General features: G+C 31.3%; 14 protein-coding genes and 2 tRNA genes. 6 read left to right on the top strand and 10 right to left on the bottom strand.

Annotated elements, in window-relative coordinates; translation table 11 throughout:
• Positions 1-2: 2 nt before the first annotated feature.
• The 5 genes from Q0945_RS05045 to mutS all read right to left on the bottom strand — a co-directional run bounded on the left by Q0945_RS05045 (position 3) and on the right by mutS (position 4952).
• Positions 3-1262 (bottom strand): divalent metal cation transporter, encoded by a 1260-nt coding sequence (locus tag Q0945_RS05045; RefSeq protein ID WP_366135850.1) that lies wholly within the window; start codon positions 1260-1262, stop codon positions 3-5.
• Between the two features lie 54 nt (positions 1263-1316).
• Positions 1317-1952 (bottom strand): ElyC/SanA/YdcF family protein, encoded by a 636-nt coding sequence (locus tag Q0945_RS05040; protein ID WP_299431454.1) that lies wholly within the window; start codon positions 1950-1952, stop codon positions 1317-1319.
• 118 nt (positions 1953-2070) lie between these two features.
• Positions 2071-2157: transfer RNA gene (locus Q0945_RS05035), tRNA-Leu, on the bottom strand.
• A 41-nt stretch (positions 2158-2198) separates the two neighbouring features.
• Positions 2199-2270: transfer RNA gene (locus tag Q0945_RS05030), tRNA-Gly, on the bottom strand.
• Positions 2271-2369: 99 nt separating this feature from the next.
• The gene (gene mutS, locus Q0945_RS05025) at positions 2370-4952 is read right to left on the bottom strand and encodes a DNA mismatch repair protein MutS (protein ID WP_299432245.1); all 2583 of its coding nucleotides are present in this window, start codon (positions 4950-4952) and stop codon (positions 2370-2372) included.
• Between the two features lie 180 nt (positions 4953-5132).
• Here mutS and Q0945_RS05020 point away from each other — a divergent pair, with 180 nt between their 5' ends.
• Positions 5133-5678: an RNA methyltransferase gene (locus Q0945_RS05020; protein WP_299431451.1), complete on the top strand. Its 546-nt coding sequence runs from the start codon at positions 5133-5135 to the stop codon at positions 5676-5678.
• A gap of 99 nt (positions 5679-5777) precedes the next feature.
• Here the strand turns inward: Q0945_RS05020 and folK are convergent, their stop codons facing one another.
• Positions 5778-6923, bottom strand: coding sequence for a 2-amino-4-hydroxy-6-hydroxymethyldihydropteridine diphosphokinase (folK, locus tag Q0945_RS05015; RefSeq protein ID WP_299431448.1), 1146 nt, complete (start codon positions 6921-6923; stop codon positions 5778-5780).
• A gap of 71 nt (positions 6924-6994) precedes the next feature.
• Here folK and sppA point away from each other — a divergent pair, with 71 nt between their 5' ends.
• Positions 6995-8755, top strand: a complete 1761-nt coding sequence (gene sppA, locus Q0945_RS05010) for a signal peptide peptidase SppA (RefSeq protein ID WP_299431445.1) — start codon at positions 6995-6997, stop codon at positions 8753-8755.
• A gap of 73 nt (positions 8756-8828) precedes the next feature.
• Here the strand turns inward: sppA and Q0945_RS05005 are convergent, their stop codons facing one another.
• Positions 8829-11015 carry a DUF5723 family protein gene (locus Q0945_RS05005; protein ID WP_299431442.1) on the bottom strand — a complete coding sequence of 729 codons (2187 nt, stop codon included), beginning with the start codon at positions 11013-11015 and terminating at the stop codon, positions 8829-8831.
• 137 nt (positions 11016-11152) lie between these two features.
• Between Q0945_RS05005 and Q0945_RS05000 the strand changes: the two genes are divergently transcribed.
• Together Q0945_RS05000 and Q0945_RS04995 are read left to right on the top strand one after the other, a co-directional pair.
• The gene (locus Q0945_RS05000; RefSeq protein ID WP_299431439.1) at positions 11153-11866 is read left to right on the top strand and encodes a queuosine precursor transporter; all 714 of its coding nucleotides are present in this window, start codon (positions 11153-11155) and stop codon (positions 11864-11866) included.
• 44 nt (positions 11867-11910) lie between these two features.
• The gene (locus tag Q0945_RS04995; RefSeq protein ID WP_299431436.1) at positions 11911-14652 is read left to right on the top strand and encodes an AsmA family protein; all 2742 of its coding nucleotides are present in this window, start codon (positions 11911-11913) and stop codon (positions 14650-14652) included.
• A 1-nt stretch (position 14653) separates the two neighbouring features.
• Here the strand turns inward: Q0945_RS04995 and Q0945_RS04990 are convergent, their stop codons facing one another.
• Entirely contained in the window at positions 14654-15448 is a 795-nt protein-coding gene (locus tag Q0945_RS04990; protein ID WP_299431433.1) for a DUF2797 domain-containing protein, read from the bottom strand.
• A gap of 113 nt (positions 15449-15561) precedes the next feature.
• Between Q0945_RS04990 and Q0945_RS04985 the strand changes: the two genes are divergently transcribed.
• A complete protein-coding gene (locus tag Q0945_RS04985) occupies positions 15562-17076 on the top strand; it encodes a GH3 auxin-responsive promoter family protein (RefSeq protein WP_299431430.1) in 1515 nt (504 codons plus the stop codon).
• 73 nt (positions 17077-17149) lie between these two features.
• Positions 17150-17707 (top strand): hypothetical protein, encoded by a 558-nt coding sequence (locus Q0945_RS04980; protein ID WP_299431427.1) that lies wholly within the window; start codon positions 17150-17152, stop codon positions 17705-17707.
• Between the two features lie 77 nt (positions 17708-17784).
• Here the strand turns inward: Q0945_RS04980 and clpX are convergent, their stop codons facing one another.
• Together clpX and clpP are read right to left on the bottom strand one after the other, a co-directional pair.
• Entirely contained in the window at positions 17785-19020 is a 1236-nt protein-coding gene (gene clpX, locus Q0945_RS04975; protein WP_299431424.1) for an ATP-dependent Clp protease ATP-binding subunit ClpX, read from the bottom strand.
• A 91-nt stretch (positions 19021-19111) separates the two neighbouring features.
• On the bottom strand, positions 19112-19792 hold the full coding sequence (gene clpP, locus Q0945_RS04970) for an ATP-dependent Clp endopeptidase proteolytic subunit ClpP (RefSeq protein ID WP_298484270.1): 681 nt from the start codon (positions 19790-19792) through the stop codon (positions 19112-19114).
• Positions 19793-19820: the final 28 nt, after the last annotated feature.

Genomic DNA, 19820 nt, shown 5'->3' with positions numbered 1-19820 from the left:
TGTTAAAATATAACTATCCAAAAGTAGTATATAGAAAATAACAATAAGAAAGTTATACCTATATATGTTAAGATTTTAAGTCCTTTACCTGGTTGTTGGTGTACGCTAAGATCTTCACTAATAACATTTTTTAAATTCATATAGCCTATAATAGGTGCAACAATAAAAGAAACAAATGTTGCAAGAGCAACTAATTGTCCCATGTTTGCTCCAAAACCTGCAATGACAGTAAAATTTATTAATGCTAGTACAATTACTGCAATTGTGAATAATCTTTTACTAGAATTTGTTTTTTTTATTTTCGGTTTTAATAATTGTAAAATATCTACACTAACTCTTGCAATAGCATCATGAGCTGTCATACATGTACTAAACATAGTAGCAAAAGCAGCTAATGATATAAGAATATAAGACCAATTTCCAATATGTATAGTAAATAAATTAACTAGTTGGTCAGCAAAAATAACTGCACTACTACTTAATAAGGTGTTAGTTCCGTATAGCGTTAGCCAACCTATTATTAAAAAAAGAATAGCTAATATGGAAGTTATGATATAGCCAGTATTAAATTCTTGAAGACTTGTTTTAAGACTTGGTTTATTTCCTTGTATATTCCATTTTTCTTTACTCCATAGGCTAACCCAACTAGAGGCTTCTACTGTTGTAGGCATCCATCCCATTAAACCTATTAAAAAAAGAATGCCAGCCTCATTAAAAATTGAAGATGGTTTATAGTTAAAAACTTGTGCTACTTGGCCTTTATTAAGTACTAATAGAATAGTAGCAAGAACAGCAAACAAAAGTATAGTGACAACTATTTTTAAAGATTTTTCTAAAAAAGAATACTTACCAATAATTAAGAGAAAACTAATAAAGGTAAAAAGAGATAAAGCAATTATAGGAATAGGTATAGATGAAATTTTTAAAAGATTAATTAAAAGCCCAGAGGTTACTATGTATAAGGCGGCTAATATTGTAAAAGTACTTATGAATGTAATTAAGGCATAAAATACTAAGTATCCTTTACCGCGGTTTAGATAACCTTCAATTAGGGTTTTATTTGTAGCATTTGTATAACGTACTCCGAACTCAAAAAAAGGATATTTTAGAACATTTGCAAGAATAATGGGTATTACCATAATCCAACCATATTGGGCACCTGCTTTGGTAGACATTACAAGATGCGATGTGCCAATAGCCATACTAGCAAATAATAGCCCTGGCCCTATATTTTTAATGATTGTTTTTAGGGTAGATGTCAAATTAGGTGGTGTTTCTTTACTTTTTAAAAATACTATAATTTAAAAAGTAATTTTTTATTCTATTACTATTTTGTCACCAAAAAATTTTGGTTGGGTATTAAACAATAAGTCTATAAATACTTTTACTCTAGCAAAATACTCCCTGAGGTGCACTTTAAATCCAGATTTACCTTCAATGTCCTTGGCGTTAAATCCAATGGCACTTAACCCTTTTTTTTGAGCAATATATATAGCCCTTTCGTTGTGAAATTTTTGAGAAATTATAGTTACAGAGTCCAAGCCAAATACGGCCTTGGCTCTAACCATAGAATCTAAGGTTCTAAAACCAGCGTAATCTAGAAAAATTTTTTCAGCAGGTATTCCTTCCTTTATAAGGTCTTTTTTAAATGTATCTGGCTCATTATAGTATACACTACCATTATCTCCGCTAACGAGTATAAAATCAATTTTAGAAGCATTAAATAGTGTTATAGTGGCGTTTATTCTGTGCGTGTAATAAGGGTTTGCATGTCCACTAATGAGTTTTTTAGAGGTTCCCAATACTAAACCAACTTTATTCTTTGGTATAGATGAAGTATCTCTGAAAGTTTTATTCTCTGTGGAAGAACTAATAACAATATTAGACAATAAAAGGGAAAAAAGGGGTACTAGTAGTATAAATGCTAAAATTTTTTTTAACTTCTTTTTCATGTAGAAAAACCTTCTAATCTTAAAGGTAGGAATTTGTTTTATAAAAACTTAGATAGTGTTTATATAAAAGTTTATTAAAATAAAAAACCCTTGAAAATCATACGATTAACAAGGGTTTTGGTACTCGAGATGGGACTTGAACCCATACGGACTAATGTCCATTGGATTTTAAGTCCAACGTGTCTACCAATTCCACCACTCGAGCCTGTACTGTTGTAAATAACAGCCAATTGGTATATTATACTGAGCGAAAAAAGGGATTCGAACCCTCGACCTCCACCTTGGCAAGGTGATGCTCTACCCCTGAGCTACTTTCGCATTATGTTTAAGAACAAGTGTCTGTTTCCAGACGCGGGTGCAAATTTAAGATAATTATATAAATTGCAAAGTAATTTTTAATAAAAAATAGATTTTTTTTTAAGAGGTGGCTTTCTTCTTTTTTACAAGCAAGCGTTTAATTTCATTTAACTTCATTAATGCTTCTACTGGAGTTAATGTATCTATATCTAAATGAGTGATTTCCTCTTTTATTTGTTCTAATAATGGGTCGTCTAGATTAAAGAAACTTAATTGCATTTCATTTTGAACAGATTGTAATTTATCTGTAAGTTCTTCGCTAGAATGTGATTTTTCTAGTTTTTTTAGAATTTTATTAGCTTTAGAAATTACTTGTTGTGGCATTCCAGCCATTTTTGCGACGTGTATTCCAAAACTATGTTCGCTACCTCCAGGAGTAAGTTTTCTTAGAAAAAGTACAGTGTCTTTTAATTCTTTAACGGATACATTGTAATTTTTTATACGTTCAAAAGTAGTGCACATTTCATTAAGTTCATGATAATGTGTTGCGAACAAGGTTTTTGCTTTTGCTGGGTGTTCATGCAAATACTCAGAAATAGCCCAAGCAATAGAAATACCATCATAAGTACTTGTTCCTCGTCCTATCTCATCTAAAAGAACTAAACTGCGTTCCGAGAGGTTATTTAAGATAGAGGCTGTTTCATTCATTTCTACCATAAAAGTAGATTCTCCCATAGATATATTGTCACTAGCGCCAACTCTTGTAAATATTTTGTCTACCAAACCTATAGTCGCAGCTTCTGCAGGAACAAAACTTCCCATTTGCGCTAATAAAACTATTAAAGCGGTTTGTCTTAATATGGCAGATTTACCACTCATATTTGGACCCGTAATCATTATTATTTGCTGCTGTGTTCTATCTAAGTGTACATCATTGGCAATATAAGTTTCTCCTAGTGGTAATTGTTTTTCAATTACAGGGTGTCTTCCATTGGTTATAGATAAATCGGTAGATTCATTTACCTCAGGTAAAACATAATTATTTTCTTTTGCTAACTGTGTAAAACCACAAAGGCAGTCTAGCTGTGCTATTAGTTGTGCATTGTTCTGTACTGGCGCAATGTATTCTTGCATCCAAATTACAAGTTGGGAGAATAACTGTTGCTCTAAACTTAATATACGTTCTTCTGCTCCAAGTATTTTGGCTTCATATTCTTTTAGCTCTTCAGTTATATAACGTTCTGCATTAACTAAAGTTTGTTTGCGTATCCATTCTTCAGGAACTTTATCTTTATGCGTGTTACGCACTTCTATATAATACCCAAATACATTGTTAGATGCTATCTTAAGAGAGCTTATTCCAGTTCTTTCGGTTTCTCTAGCAAGCATGTTATCTAAATATTCTTTGCCGGAAAAGGCAAGCCCTCTAAGTTCATCTAACTCTTCGGAATAGCCTTTGGCAATAGCATTTCCTTTTAGAATATTAACTGGCGCTTCCTCACTAAGCATTTCTTTAATTTTACTTCGCAGTAAATCACAACTATGTAATTGGTCTCCTATAAGATTAAGCGCTTCGTTTTTAGCATTTTTAGTAAGTTGCTTTAATGGAATAATAGCTTCTAAAGAATTTTTTAGTTGAATAATTTCTCTAGGATTTACTTTGCCAGTAGATACTTTAGAAATTAAACGTTCTAAATCGCCCATTTGCTTTATCCAGTGCTGTAATTTATCTAAATCTTCTTCTTGTTTAGATAAATAAGTAATAACCGCATGCCTTTTTTGTATTCTTTCTAAATTTTTTAGAGGAAGTGCAAGCCAACGTTTAATCATTCTTCCTCCCATTGGAGAAATAGTTTTGTCAATTACATCTAATAAAGTAACAGCATTTACGTTTTGAGAATGGTAAAGTTCTAAATTTTTAATGGTAAACCTATCCATCCAAATATATTCATCTTCGGCAATTCGTTGTAGTTTGTTTATATGTTGTAATTGGTTATGCTGCGTTTCGGATAAATAATGTAAAACTACACCAGAAGCAATAATACCATTAATTAAATGTTCTACACCAAAACCTTTAAGGGTACTTGTTTTAAAGTGATTAGTTAGGGTTTCTTTGGTATAATCTTCCTGAAAAACCCAATCTTCTATAAAAAAGGTATGAAACTGTGTTCCAAAAACCTCTAAAAATTCTTTTTTATGCGCTTTAGAAATAAGTATTTCGTTAGGAGCAAAGTTTTGTAAAAGTTTGTCTATTTGTTCTTCTGTACCTTCAGAGGTTAAAAATTCTCCTGTAGAAATGTCAACAAAAGCAACACCTAATTTTTTTCTACCAAAATGTACAGCACATAAAAAGTTGTTAGTTTTAGCATTTAAAATATCATCATTTAAAGCAACACCAGGGGTAACTAATTCCGTAACGCCTCTTTTTACAATGGTTTTGGTTTGTTTAGGGTCTTCTAACTGGTCACAAATTGCAACTCTTTGCCCAGCTTTAACAAGTTTAGGTAAATAGGTGTTTACAGAATGATGTGGAAACCCAGCTAGTTCTGTTTTTTCTCCTCCATTGTTTCTGTTTGTTAAGGTTATACCTAATATTTTGGATGCTTTAATAGCATCTTCACCAAAAGTTTCGTAAAAATCGCCAACCCTAAAAAGTAACATAGCATCTGGATACTTTGTTTTAATAGTGTTGTATTGTTGCATTAAAGGGGTAACCTTCTTTGTTTTTTCTTTAGCTGCCAATTGGTAATTTTTAAAGTATTTTTGTAACCTAACGAAAATAATATTTTCCTTATAGAATATACACCATTGTTGATATTTCAGGATAACTTAAAAAAAGCAACAATTGTGTATTTTATTTTGGTGTTTTATTAATAGAAGTAAATGAGAAAATTAAAGAATGAAGAATTAGACCGCTTAGATATAGAAGGGTTTAAGAATGCTAATAAAACTCCTGTTGTTGTTGTTTTAGATAATATAAGGAGTTTAAATAATATTGGTTCTGTTTTTAGAACCTCCGATGCTTTTTTAATTGAGAAAATATACCTCTGTGGTATTACTGCAACTCCGCCAAATAAAGATATTAATAAAACCGCACTTGGAGCAACAGAAAGTGTAGCTTGGGAGTATAAAGAAAGTACACTAGATGTAATTCAGAATCTTAATGCGGAGGGATATACTAGTTTAGCAATTGAGCAAGCAGAAAATGCCACAATGCTTCAGGATTTTAAAGTAAAACCTAATGAGAAATATGTTTTAATTTTTGGAAATGAAGTAAAAGGGGTTTCACAAGAAGTGGTTAACATTTGCTCTGGAGTATTAGAAATTCCACAATTCGGAACTAAACACTCTTTAAATATTTCGGTTAGTGCAGGTATTGTTATTTGGGATGTTTGGAGTAAAATTAAAGCAAAAAAAAACCCAACCTAAGTTGGGTTTTAGAGTAAAGTTTGAGTTAGTTAGTTGCATAAATGCTTCTGCAATTACGGCAATTGATTTAAAGTGTGCAAGGAAATTGCCAAAATTATGTTAATTTATTTGTTGAAATGCCAACGTCAAGACCTTATCTATAATTATTTGATAATCCTTTTCATTAGCTACAAAATCTAGTTCGGTAACATCTATTACAAGACTGTTTTCTTTGGGGTAGCCTTTAAGAAAATCAAAATAACCTCTATTAATTTTTTCTAGGTAATCGGTTTTAATACCTTGTTCATAGTCTCTTCCCCGTTTTTTAATGTTTTCTAAAAGGCGCTCAGTTGTTTGGTATAGGTATACATAAATTTGTGGTTTTTTAACCTCCTTATGCATAAAATTGAATATTTTTCTATACAATTCATATTCGTCTTTTTGTAAAGTAACTTTAGCAAAAATTAGAGATTTAAAAATATCATAATCACTAACCATAAAGTCTTTAAAAAGGTCAAATTGGGAGGTGTCATCAGAAAATTGTTGGTATCTATCTGCTAAAAAAGACATTTCTAAAGGGAAGGCATACCTAGATTGGTCTTTGTAAAAATTTGGTAAAAAAGGATTTTCAGCAAATCGTTCTAATACGAGTTTTCCATTAAAGTCTTTTGCAATTTTGGTAGCCAAAGAAGTTTTTCCTGCGCCAATGTTACCTTCTATAGAAATGAACTGGGAAGTTGCTAATAATTTTTGTTTACTACAAAAAAGGACATTCTTTGTTTTTGTTAAAACACTTTTGTCTTTACATTCTTGAATTAAATTTCTAGTATCTTTTTTTAAAATTGGATGATAAAATTGTGGAGCTATATTTGCAAGAGGTTTTAAAACAAAAAGTCTTTCCTGTAATTTAGGATGTGGTATAGTTAAATTAGGGTCTGTTTGTATTAATGTATCGTAATAAACAATATCTAAATCTATGGTTCTAGATTGGTAACCAGTGTTGGCAGACCTTTCTCTTCCTAATTTTTTTTCTATTTCTAATAAATTAAAAAGTAAATTTTCTGGAGATAATTCTGTTTGTATATGCAAACATGCGTTTAAAAAATTTTCTCCAGAAAATCCCCACGCAGGACATTCGTACACTTTGGAGCAAGTTTTTACAATACCAATATTTTTAGCAATTAAAAATATTGCTTCTTGTATGGTTTCTAGTCTATTACCTAAGTTACTGCCAATAGAAATATAAGTGTCTGTTGTTTTGTTCATAATATTCAGGCAAAATAAACAAAACAAATTCAATTGGTTATCTTTGTTAGCTAATATTAACAGCTTATTTAATGAATTTTTTAAGAAATCTTCTGGCAGCAATTTTAGGATGTATTATAGCTTTTGGGATTGTATTTATAATGTTTGTGATTTTTATTGCTTTATCTAGCAGTAATTCGGAAACTGTAGAAGTAAAACCAAAATCTATTTTAGAACTACAGTTGCAGCAACCAATAAGTGATTATGTAGGAGGAGATGAAGAAAACCCTTTTAAGGCTTTGTTTCAAAAATCAGAAGATTTAGATAGAATTATTCATGCTATAAAAGTTGCAAAGAATGATAAAGACCTTGTAGGTATAAGTATAAATAATAATTTTTTAATGTCGGGTTGGGCGCAAACACAATCCATTAGAAAAGCTTTAGAGGATTTTAAAACTAGTGGTAAGTTTATTTATTCTTATGGCGATTATTATATGCAGAAAGATTATTATTTGGCTAGTGTTTCTGATTCTATCTTTTTAAACCCAGTTGGAGTGTTAGATTTTAAAGGATTATCTACAGAGGTTTTTTTTTATAAAGACTTGCAAGAGAAAACAGGCGTTAAAATGGAAGTTATTCGTCATGGGAAATATAAAAGCGCTGTAGAGCCTTATTTAAATGATACAATGAGTGATGCTAATAGAACTCAAATAAAAGAGTTAATAGGGTCAGTTTGGAACTCAGTTGTGGATGATATTGCATTAAGTAGAAATATTACTGTAGAGAATATGAATATTATTGCGGATACTTTAGGGGGTAGAATGCCAAAACATGCAAAAGCTTCTAAATTAATTGATGCTATAACGTATTATGATGAGTATGAAAAAAAGCTGAAAAATGCAGCCGGAATTGAAGAAGATAAAGAAATTAACCTTTTAAGTATTCAAGAGTATAGTTCAAAAGCAAATACTATAAAATTACATAAAGGGGAGAAAAAAATAGCTGTAATTTATGCACAAGGAGAAATATTATACGGAGAAGGAAGTAATGAGGTAATAGGCCAGGGACTTATTAATGAAGCTATTATAAAAGCAAGGGAAGATGAAAAAGTAAAAGCCATTGTTCTTCGTGTAAATTCTCCTGGTGGTAGTGCTTTAACTTCAGATATTATATGGAGAGAAGTAGTATTAGCAAAAGAAGTGAAGCCTGTAGTAGTTTCTATGGGTAATGTTGCTGCCTCTGGAGGGTATTATATTGCTGCTGGTGCGGATAAGATATTTGCGGAACCAACAACCATTACAGGCTCTATTGGTGTTTTTGGAATCATACCCAATGTAAATGAGTTAGCTACAGATATAGGAATTAATGCAGAACAGGTTGGGACAAATAAAAATTCTGTTGGGTACTCTGTTTTTGATCCAATGTCCGATAATTTTAGAGGGAAAATTCAAGAAAGTATAGAAACTACTTACACAACTTTCTTGGAGAAAGTGTCTAGCGGAAGAGGGATTTCTATGGCGCAAGCAGATAGTGTAGCACAAGGTAGAGTTTGGAGTGGTGTAGATGCAAAACGTGTTGGTTTGGTAGATGAGTTGGGAACTTTGGATGATGCTATTAATGAAGCGGCTAATTTAGCAGGAATTGAAAAATTTGGAATTAAAAAGTTTCCTAAATATAAAACCGGAATAGAAAAATTAATGGAAGATATAGGAGGGGCGAGTATCTTTAATAAAGAAGGAATTATTTCTAAGGAAATTGGTCCAGAAGGGTATGCTATACTAAAGGAGATAAAAAAAGCAATGAACCAAAAGGGAGTCCAAGTAAGAATGCCCTATGCTTTAAATATTAAGTAGTGGAAAGTATTTTAATACTATTGACTAGTCCTAAATAATCGATACAGATTATTTAGGACTAGTCGTTTATGGTTTACTTAACTAAGTTTATTTCAACCCTTCTATTTTGTTCCCTACCATCTTTATACATATTGGTAGCTATAGGTTTTGTTTCGCCATAACCTACTGCACTTAATCTAGAGGAGTCAATACCTTTTTCAATTAAAAAGTCTTTAACAGAATTGGCTCTGTTTTCAGACAATTTTTGGTTGGTAGCAGCACTTCCAATGCTATCGGTATGTCCTTCTACAGAGAACTTTGCATTAGGATACTCCTTTAAAATTTGTATAATTTCAATTAAAGCAGTTGTAGATTCAACTTTAATAGATGTTTTTCCAGTGTTAAACAGTATGGTTTTTGCGTAACTGTTAAGTGTTTTTTGAACAGTTTCTGTAACTTCTGGGCATCCATTATTAGCTGTTGTTCCAGCTTTTTCAGGACAATTATCTTCTTTATCTAAAATAGAATCTCCGTCAAAGTCTTTCCAAGGACATCCATTGTTTTCTACAGGCCCTACTTCTTCCGGGCATTTGTCCTCTTCGTCATAAATAGAATCTCCATCGGTATCTTTATAAAGACAGCCATTATTTTCTGGTAAGCCTGCTTCTTCAGGACATTGATCGTCTTTATCTAAAACAGTATCTCCGTCTGTATCTTTCCAAGGACAACCATTATTTTCTACAGGTCCTGCTTCTTCAGGACATTGGTCATCTTTATCTAAAACAGTATCTCCATCGGTATCTTCCCAAGGACACCCGCTATTTTCAATTGGTCCGGCAACTTTAGGGCATTTATCTTGTTTGTTAGTTACACCGTCACCATCTTTATCTTTTGGACTTTTTTGGGTGATAGGAATTTTAAGTCCTAAATATACATCTGCAGCTTTAGAGTCATTACTAGTTAATAAAGAAAGTATAGATCCAGAACCTACATATAGTGGTCCAGCTCTAAAACCAGCTCCCCATTGAAATCCGCTACCTTGTATAAGACTAAGAGGCATGTAGAAACTAAAACCTTTGCTTTCAAAACGAGGCGTTAAGGAAGCTATATTAGCAATTCTGCTTGTGTTTTCTTTAGAGTTAGAGCTAAGAGAAAGGTCTGCATTTAGATTTAAATAAAACTTTTTAAGCATATTCCAATCTGCATTTAAATGCAAAGCTGTTGGTAATATTGCTTTTGTAGCAGAACCAGAGTTAATTTCGCGATAAAGGTTATTTAAAACATCTTCAAAATTTTCTTCATTTTCAAAATCATCTTCATTTACGGTATTTGCTATATCATACGTTTTTGCAGTTCCGTTTTTGTAGTTTATACTACCAATATCTGTAATAGATACGCCAAACTTAAATTTATATTTGTTTTTATCTTTACGGCCATAAATATTTCCGTCTGCATCTGTAGAATTATAAGAAGCAAAGTCTGGTCTATATTCATAAACAAAACCAAGGTCTACGCCAAACCCTTTTGCTCCATCCATGATTTCAAGGTCAAAATCTTCAAAATTACCATCAATATTTTCACTATGGCCATAGTTTACTTCTCCAGTAGAAGTTATGCTTCCTGTCGTGGCTCCGCCGCCTAAATCGCTTCCATCTGCATCATAGTCTATTGTTACTTCTTTACCACTAGTATATGCATTTCCAAGTCCTTGTAAATATTTTAAAGAAATACCACCTTTTACAAAGTGTTGTTCTTTGTTGTAAATGGTTCTTGCGTACGTTATGCCAACTTCTGCCCAAGCATTACCTGTTAAATAAAAATCATCTTCATCTACATTAAAGTCTTCAGTTTCATCAAAATCATTAGAAATACTTTCGTAAGTCTCTCCGTTAATTTTGTTAATATTGTAATTAACACGCATTCTGCTAAAAATAGCAATAGCGCTTTTTTTATCCAAGTTGAACATAAAAGCTGGCCCTAATACATCTACATTACCAAATATATTATTACTGTTTGATGGGTTTTTAGAAGCGTCTTCTTCAAAATCAAAATCGCCACTTGTAACGTCCGATAATTTTATGCCATAATAATCATTAGCAAAAAAGACGCTAGCTCCAAAAAGGTTAACGTCGGTTTTAAATCTAGAGTCTGTAATGTTTGCAGGGTTAGATATAACACCGTGAACACCACTGTAGTTATCTGTTAAAAATCCTATATAGCTTTGCGAATGGGTAAAATTTATACTAAAAAAGAGTAGTGTTAGCAGAAAATTTTTTTTCATGGTGTTTGTTTTAAAAGGTTGGTTAAATGCAAATATACATAACCCTTAATTTTTTACATATACTATGTGTTATTATAAAGTAAAATGTAATTAATTCTTAGAGCGTAGTTTTTTATTTTGTTTGAGTATTTTTGAATATGCTAAAATTAGAAGATAAGAGACTTGCTTATAAAATATACCTGTATTTAGGAGCTTTATTTATTACATCTTTAGTTGTTTCTAATTTAATTTTTCAAAAATTCTTTTATTGGAAGCCTTTTGGAGATATTACTATTTTTGGAGCACCTTTATTTGAAATTTCGGTTGGGATATTACCTTACCCAATTACATTTTTAATAACAGATTTAATCTCTGAAATTTATGGAAAGAAAAAGGCAAACCAAATTGTTGTAGCTGGTATTTTTGCTTCATTCTTTTCTATGGCAATTGTATTGTTAGCTAATTATGTTCCAGCAATAGGTGCTTCCCCAATTAATGATGCTACTTTTAATAGTGTTTTTTCATTATCACCGCTAGCTGTTCTTGCTTCTATGTTGGCGTATTTATTTGCTCAATTTGTAGATATACAAATCTATCATTTTTGGAAAAAAGTAACCAAAGGCAAGCATTTATGGCTTAGAAATAATTTTTCTACCTTCTTTTCTCAGTTTATAGATACATTTACAGTTGTTGGCTTATTATGTGTTTTTAAAGTACTTCCGTGGGATTTGTTTTTTGGATTAGTTGTTAGCGGATTTATTTTTAAGATAATTATAGCATTTGTAGACACCCCTTTTCTATATTTCTTCGTATATATTATAAGAAAAAGATTTAATCTGACAATAAATCAGGAAATTGACTTAGAGGCATAATTTTTTTACTGGTTTTAAGTTGTAATTGCATATTCTTATCATATATGAAAAAGAAAGTTTTTAAAATTTTGGGGATAGTGTTTCTAGTAGTAATAGCAACACTTATTGCAGCACCTTTTTTTCTAAAAGGAAAAATTGCAGATATTATTAAAAACAAGGTAAATCATAGCGTAGATGCTACCTTTAATTTTAGGGATGCTAACCTTAGTTTATTCTCTAGTTTTCCTAATGCAAAAGTACGTTTAGAAAACATTTTATTAGTTAATAAAGCTCCCTTTGAAGGAGACACTCTTTTTTCTTCTAATAACATAGAGTTAGAAATGTCTATAAAAGAGCTTTTTAAAGGCGCTAATGAGCCAATAACTATAAAGAGTTTAGCTTTAGATAAGGCACTTCTTAATATTCTTGTAAATGAGAAAGAAGAAGCTAATTATGCTATTTCTAAAGGGGAGGAAGAAGAAAGTAATACAACCAACGCAGGAGAAAATTCTGGGTTTAGTTTTTCTATGAATTCTTATACAATTAAAAATTCAGATATAAATTATATAGATAAATCTACAGGAATAAGCTTAATACTTAAAGATGTAAACCATTCTGGGTCAGGAGATTTGTCTTTAATAACTTCGGAACTAAATACACATACAGATGCTTTAGTGTCTTTTACATTGGACTCTACCAATTATCTAAATAAAAACAAGATAAAATTAGATGCAGTTGTAGGGATAGATTTAGAAAAAAGTAAATACACCTTTTTAAAGAATAAAGCGCTTATAAACCAATTGCCTCTTGTGTTTAATGGGTTTATACAAGTTAATGATAACAACCAAGAGTTAGATATTACTTTTAAAACCCCGTCGTCAAATTTTAAAAACTTTTTGGCATTAATTCCAGAAGTATATTCCAAAGATATAGGCAATGTAAAAACCTCAGGAGATTTTACGGTAGAAGGAGCTTTTAATGGAATAGTAGATGATGCACATATTCCAAAATTTAATATAGCAATAGCATCTCATAACGCTTCCTTTAAATATCCAGATTTACCAAAAACGGTACAAGACATAAATATAGATGTGGCTATAAATAATGAATCAGGTATTGCAGAAGATACTTATGTAGATATTAATAAAGGAACCTTTAGGATAGATGAAGATACGTTTTCCGTAATAGCAAATATTAAAGAGTTAATGGGAAATACAAAAGTTAATGCCCAATTAAAAGGAATAATGAATTTGGCTAATATTTCTAAAGCATATCCTGTTCCATCGGATTTAGATTTACAAGGGCTTTTAAATGTAGATATAAGCACTGCTTTTGATATGGCTTCTGTAGAACAAGAAAAATATGAGAATACAAAAACACAAGGAACTTTACAGCTTAAAGACTTTGTGTATAAAAGTAGTGAAGTACCAAATCCAATAAAATTAAATACTACATCGGTTACATTTAATCCTAAAACAGTTACCTTAAATACTTTGGAAGGAAAAACAGGAAAGACCGATTTTAAGGCAAATGGTACTATAGATAATTTATTGGGTTTTATGTTTAATGATGAAAAGGTAGAAGGGAACTTTAACTTAAACTCAAACACTTTTGCGTTAGAGGATTTTATGGTTGCTAAAGAAGAAATGGGGTCTGCAACTTCACAAAACAAAACAACAGAACCTAGTTCTGGTGAAGAGAAAATTAAAATCCCATCATTTTTAGATTGCACCATAAATGCCGATGCTAAAACAGTATTGTATGATAATTTAACACTTACTAATGTTAAAGGTAGCCTTAAGATTAAAGACGAAAAGGCAACTCTAAATAATATGACATCTTCTATGTTGGGAGGTAAGGTTGGTTTTGGGGGCGAAGTATCTACTAAACAAGATATACCAACATTTGCAATGCAATTAGATTTAGATAAATTAGGTATTGCAGAGACTTTTAAATCCTTAGAATTTTTTAAAGTGTTAGCACCAATTGCAAGTGCGTTACAAGGTAAGTTAGATTCTAATATAGAAATAACAGGAAACTTAACAGATGATTTTACGCCAGATTTAGGTTCTATTTCTGGTAATGTTTTGGCAGAATTACTTTCTAATGATATAGATCCTAATAAAGCTAAATTACTTTCTTCTTTAACCAGTAATCTTAGTTTTATAAAGTTAGATGATATAGATTTAAAAGGAGTAAAAACTGCTCTAACTTTTGAAGATGGAAAAGTAAAAGTAAAACCATTTTCTGTTAACTATAAAGATATAAAAGTGAATGTATCTGGTGGTCATAATTTTGATAGTAGTTTAGATTATAAAGCTACTTTAGATGTACCTGCTAAATATTTAGGCAGCGAAGTAACGAGCTTAATATCTAAAATAGACGATAGTAGTTTAGAGAATTTAACTATACCTGTTACCGCAAATATTGGAGGTTTGTATAACAGTCCAAAAGTATCTACAGATATGGCTAGTGGAGTAAAAAGTTTAACATCTAAATTAATTGATATTCAAAAACAGAAATTAATTAATAAAGGAAAAGATAAGGCAAAAGATTTATTGTCGGATGTTTTAGGGGGCAGTGCTTCTGAAAATGATACAACACAATCTAAGGATAAAACCAAAGAAGGGGTAAAAGAGGTATTAGGAGGTATTTTAGGTGGTAGTAAGCAAAAAGAATCTTCGGAAAATTCTTCAGAAACAAAAGAGGATTCTACAGCTGCTCCTAAAAAGGAAGAAGATGTAATAAAAGAAAAGGCTAAAAATATTTTAGGCGGACTCTTGGGTGGTAAAAAGAAAGAGGAGTAAACTAGTTAATAGTTAGTCCAACATACAATCCTTCATTTGCTCTAATATTAAAAACAGTATTGTCTTCAAAAATTAGATATTGACCTTTAATACCAGTAAGTTTTCCTTTGTAATTTGGAGTTTTAGATAGATTTAGACTTTTTACTTTTTCAGGATACGATAGTACAGGAAAATGTAAATGAGTTTCTAAATTAGAATCTATAAAATATTCCTGGGTTTCCTCTGGAATATATTGTTTTAGCTTATTTCTCCATTCTACTAAATTTTCATCATCAATAGTATTAGTGAGCATTTTACGCCAATTGGTTTTATCTGCAACATGTTCTTTTAAAGCAACCTCAGTAATACCAGCTAAATATCTATTTGGTACTTCTACAATTTCTATAGCTTCATGTGCACCTTGGTCTATCCATCTAGTAGGAATCTGACCTTTTCTAGTTACACCAACTTTTATATTGCTAGAGTTAGCCAAATAAACTATATGTGGTTGTAATTGCGCTTTTTTTTCAAATTCTAAGTCACGATCTTCTTTTCCTAAATGTGCAGTACTTAATTCTGGTCTCATAATCCAATCTCCAGCAGAAGGAGTTTCAAAAAAGCAAGATTTGCAAAATCCTTGTCTATAAATAGCTTTGTCTAAATGGCAATTAAGACATTCATATTTAATAAAATCTATAGACAGTTCTTTGCTTAAAACTTGATTTACGTTCAAAAAGTCATTTTCAAAAATTAAATAATATTGAATAGGGTCTCCTATTTCTGTTTGCATTTTTTTTAAAACACCTTGGTATTGCATGATAAATAATTGAATTAAAAAATCTATTTGAAAATGATAACTTTTAGAGCTAAATTTAGTGTCTATTTCCTAGTTTAGGAAGAAATAGAAAAACAGGATAAAGATACCTAAAAATGCCAATACCATTATTTAATTCTATAGCTTCTTGGCTCTTAAAAAAGAGATTTCATCAAATAGAACTTTTTATAAAATATCCGGAAGAGGTGCAAGCTGAGGTTTTAAGTCAGTTAATTGAGTATGCAGAAGATACAGAAATTGGAAGAAGATATGATTTTACATCTGTTAAAAACTATCAAACATTTAGAGAAAGGGTTCCTATAGTTTCTTATGAAGAAATACAGCCAATAATAGAACGCACAAGAAAAGGGGAGCAAAACCTTTTTTGGCCAACATCTATTAAGTGGTTTGCAAAGAGTAGTGGTACTACCAATGCTAAAAGTAAGTTTATACCTGTAAGCTCTGAAGCTTTAGAAGATTGTCATTATAAATCGGGAAAAGACTTGTTGTGCTTGTATTTAAATAATAATGAAAACTCACAATTATTTACTGGTAAGAGTCTAAGGCTAGGAGGTAGTAAAGAAATTTATGAAGATAATGGTTCCTTTTTTGGAGATTTATCTGCTATCTTAATAGATAATATGCCTTTATGGGCAGAGTTTAGTAGTACGCCAAGTAATAAGGTGTCTTTAATGAGCGAATGGGAAGATAAATTAAGAGCAATAATAAAAGAAACCACCCAAGAGAATGTAACTAGTTTAGCAGGAGTGCCTTCTTGGATGTTAGTACTTCTTAATAATGTAATAGAAGAAACTGGAAAAAACCACCTTTTTGAAGTTTGGGAAAATTTAGAGGTATATTTTCATGGAGGTGTAAGTTTTAGCCCCTACATGGACCAGTATAAAAATTTATTTCCAAGAAAGGGTTTTAAGTATTATGAGATTTATAATGCCTCGGAAGGTTTTTTTGCTATTCAGGATTCTAATTACGAGAAAGATTTATTGTTAATGTTGGACTATGGTATTTTCTATGAATTTATTCCAATGGAAACTTATGGTACTATAGAACAATATGCTATTCCTTTATGGGAAGTGAAAATGAATAAGAACTATGCTATTGTAATTACCACTAATTCTGGCTTGTGGCGTTATAGAATTGGAGATACGGTTCGTTTTACATCTTTAAAACCTTATAGAATAAAAGTTACTGGGCGTACAAAACATCATATTAATGTATTTGGAGAAGAGTTAATTATAGAAAATGCCGAAGAGGCTTTAAAAAGTGTTTGTATTAAAACAGGTGCTAAAATTAAAGACTATACTGCGGCACCTATATTTATGTCTGGAAAAGAAAAGGGAACACATGAGTGGGTAATAGAGTTTAGAAAACCTCCTGAGAAATTAGATTATTTTATTGAATTTCTAGATAATGCCTTAAAATCATTAAACTCTGATTATGAAGCAAAAAGATATAATAATATAACTCTTAAAATGCCAGTAGTTCATATTGCTAGAGAGAACTTGTTTAATGATTGGTTAAAATCTAAAGATAAGTTAGGAGGGCAACATAAGATACCAAGATTGTCTAATAAAAGAGACTATATCGAAGAATTACTTCACATGAACAATTAAATGTGGATATGTTTCGTTTAATACTCACCTTAGGGTTCTAATCATCACAGAACTGTAACTTAAACTAACAAATATGGCAGAAAGACTAGTTATTATATCCGACATGTGGGGAGCAAAAAAAGGTCTTTGGATTACATCTTATTTAGGGTACCTTCAACAGTATTTTGATATTGTATTTTATGATAGTCAGCAATTAGCGAACTTAGATTTGAAAGTAAATTCAGGGGAAAATATTCATAAAGCCTTTGTGGATGGTGGAATTGATACAGCAGTTGCGCATTTGTTGAAGAAAGAGAAAGTTGAAAGTCATTATTTAGCATTTAGTACTGGTGGTACAATAGCTTGGAAAGCTGCAACATTAGGTTTGCCAATGAAATCTTTATATAATGTTTCTGCTACGAGAATACGAAATGAAGAAAGTAAGCCAAAAGTGCCAACAAAATTAATTTTTGGTAAAAATGATGCATACAAACCATCTCATGAATGGGAGAAAAAGTTGGGTGTTGAATCTGAACGTATTGAAAATTTTGGACATACACTTTATACGGATGAGAAAATTATTAAAAAGGTATGTATGGATTTACTGAATCAAGTAACTAAATTACCAAATAAAGCGAAGAAGGTAGTTTAAAATTTACATAATATCAGAAACAAAAAAGCGAAGAATTTAATTCTTCGCTTTTTTGTTTTTAAGTGATTTACTTTGGATTAAGAAACTGCTTTTAGTTTCTTAATAGTCTCATAAGATATTTTTTTCTCTGCGTAAGGTTTAGTTACCTTAAACTCTTTTTTGTCACTGCTAGGTAACTCAAACATAGCATCTGTAAAAATAGCTTCGCAAAGAGAACGTAAACCTCTTGCTCCTAATTTATATTCTATAGCTTTTTCAACTATATATTCTAAAGCTTGTTCTGTGATAGTAAAAGTAATATCATCCATTGCAAAAAGCTTCTCATATTGTTTTATGATAGCATTTTTTGGCTCTGTTAATATTGCTCTTAGAGTTTTGGCATCTAATGGGTTCATATGCGTTAAAACAGGAAGCCTTCCTATAATTTCAGGAATTAAACCAAATTCTTTTAAATCCTTTGGGATTATATATTGAAGAATATTGGCTTCATCTAATTGTTCATCTGCTTTAGAAGCACTATAGCCAACAGCTTGCATATTTAAACGTTTGGTTATAGCTCTTTCTATTCCGTCAAAAGCTCCACCTGCTATAAATAATATATTTTCTGTATTTACTTCAATAAATTTTTGATCTGGGTGTTTTCTACCTCCTTTTGGTGGTACATTAACTACTGTTCCTTCAAGAAGTTTAAGTAATCCTTGTTGTACGCCTTCTCCAGATACATCTCTGGTTATAGATGGGTTATCACTTTTACGAGCAATTTTATCTATCTCATCTATAAAAACAATACCTCTTTCTGCTTTTTCTAAATTGTAATCTGCAGCTTGTAAAAGACGAGTTAATATACTTTCTACATCTTCACCTACATAACCTGCTTCTGTTAAAACAGTAGCATCTACAATTGCTAAAGGAACATTAAGCATTTTTGCTATGGTTTTTGCCATTAAGGTTTTTCCTGTGCCTGTTTGGCCAACCATTATAATATTACTTTTTTGTATTTCTATTTCATCTTCCGAAGAAGAGGGTTGTAATAATCTTTTGTAGTGATTGTATACAGCAACAGACATTACTTTCTTAGTGCGCTCTTGTCCAATAATAAAAGTGTCTAGAAAGTCTTTAATTTCTATTGGCTTTTTTAAAACAAGCTCACTAGAAAGATCATTGGTTTTGGTTTGTTTAGATTCTTCTGCTACAATGCCGTGGGCTTGTTCTATGCAGCGGTCACATATATGCGCATCTAAACCAGCTATTAATAAGTTGGTTTCTGGTTTTTTACGACCACAAAATGAGCATTCTAAGTTTTCTTTTGCCATATCAAATTAGTACCTTTTCGTATACATAACGAAAGGTTTTCTTTTTTGGTTTATCCTCTTTTAAAAAGGAAGAGTATTTAAATAGTCGAAATTATTGCTTATCCCTAACCAAAATTTCATCAATCATACCGTATTTTTTTGCTTCTTCGGCTTTCATCCAATAGTCACGATCACTATCATCATGAACCTTATCTATAGTTTGTCCTGAGTGCTGTGCTATTATTTGGTATAATTCTTCTTTTAATTTTAGAATTTCGCGAGCGGTAATTTCAATATCACTTGCTTGTCCTTGTGCACCACCCATTGGTTGGTGTATCATTACACGAGAGTGGGTTAAACCACTACGTTTTCCTTTTTCACCTGCACATAAAAGAACAGCACCCATAGATGCAGCCATACCAGTACAAATAGTTGCAACATCTGGTTTTATAAATTGCATAGTGTCATAAATTCCTAAGCCAGCATATACACTACCACCTGGAGAATTAATATATATTTGTATGTCTTTAGAAGCATCTGCACTTTCTAAAAATAATAATTGTGCTTGTACAATGTTTGCAACTTGATCATTTATACCTGTGCCTAAGAATATTATACGATCCATCATTAATCTAGAAAAAACATCCATAGCAATAGCATTTAGTTGTCTTTCTTCTATAATATTAGGAGTCATATTTGTTGGGTACATGCTACTCATGATTTTGTCATAGTACATGCTGTTGATTCCTTGGTGATTTATGGCGTAATTCTTAAATTCTTTTCCGTAATCCATAATTAGGTATTTATTCAATTTTATAACT

The sequence above is a fragment of the uncultured Maribacter sp. genome, from assembly GCF_947500405.1.
GTDB lineage: Bacteria > Bacteroidota > Bacteroidia > Flavobacteriales > Flavobacteriaceae > Maribacter_B.
This window is presented reverse-complemented; position numbering and strand designations above follow the sequence as displayed.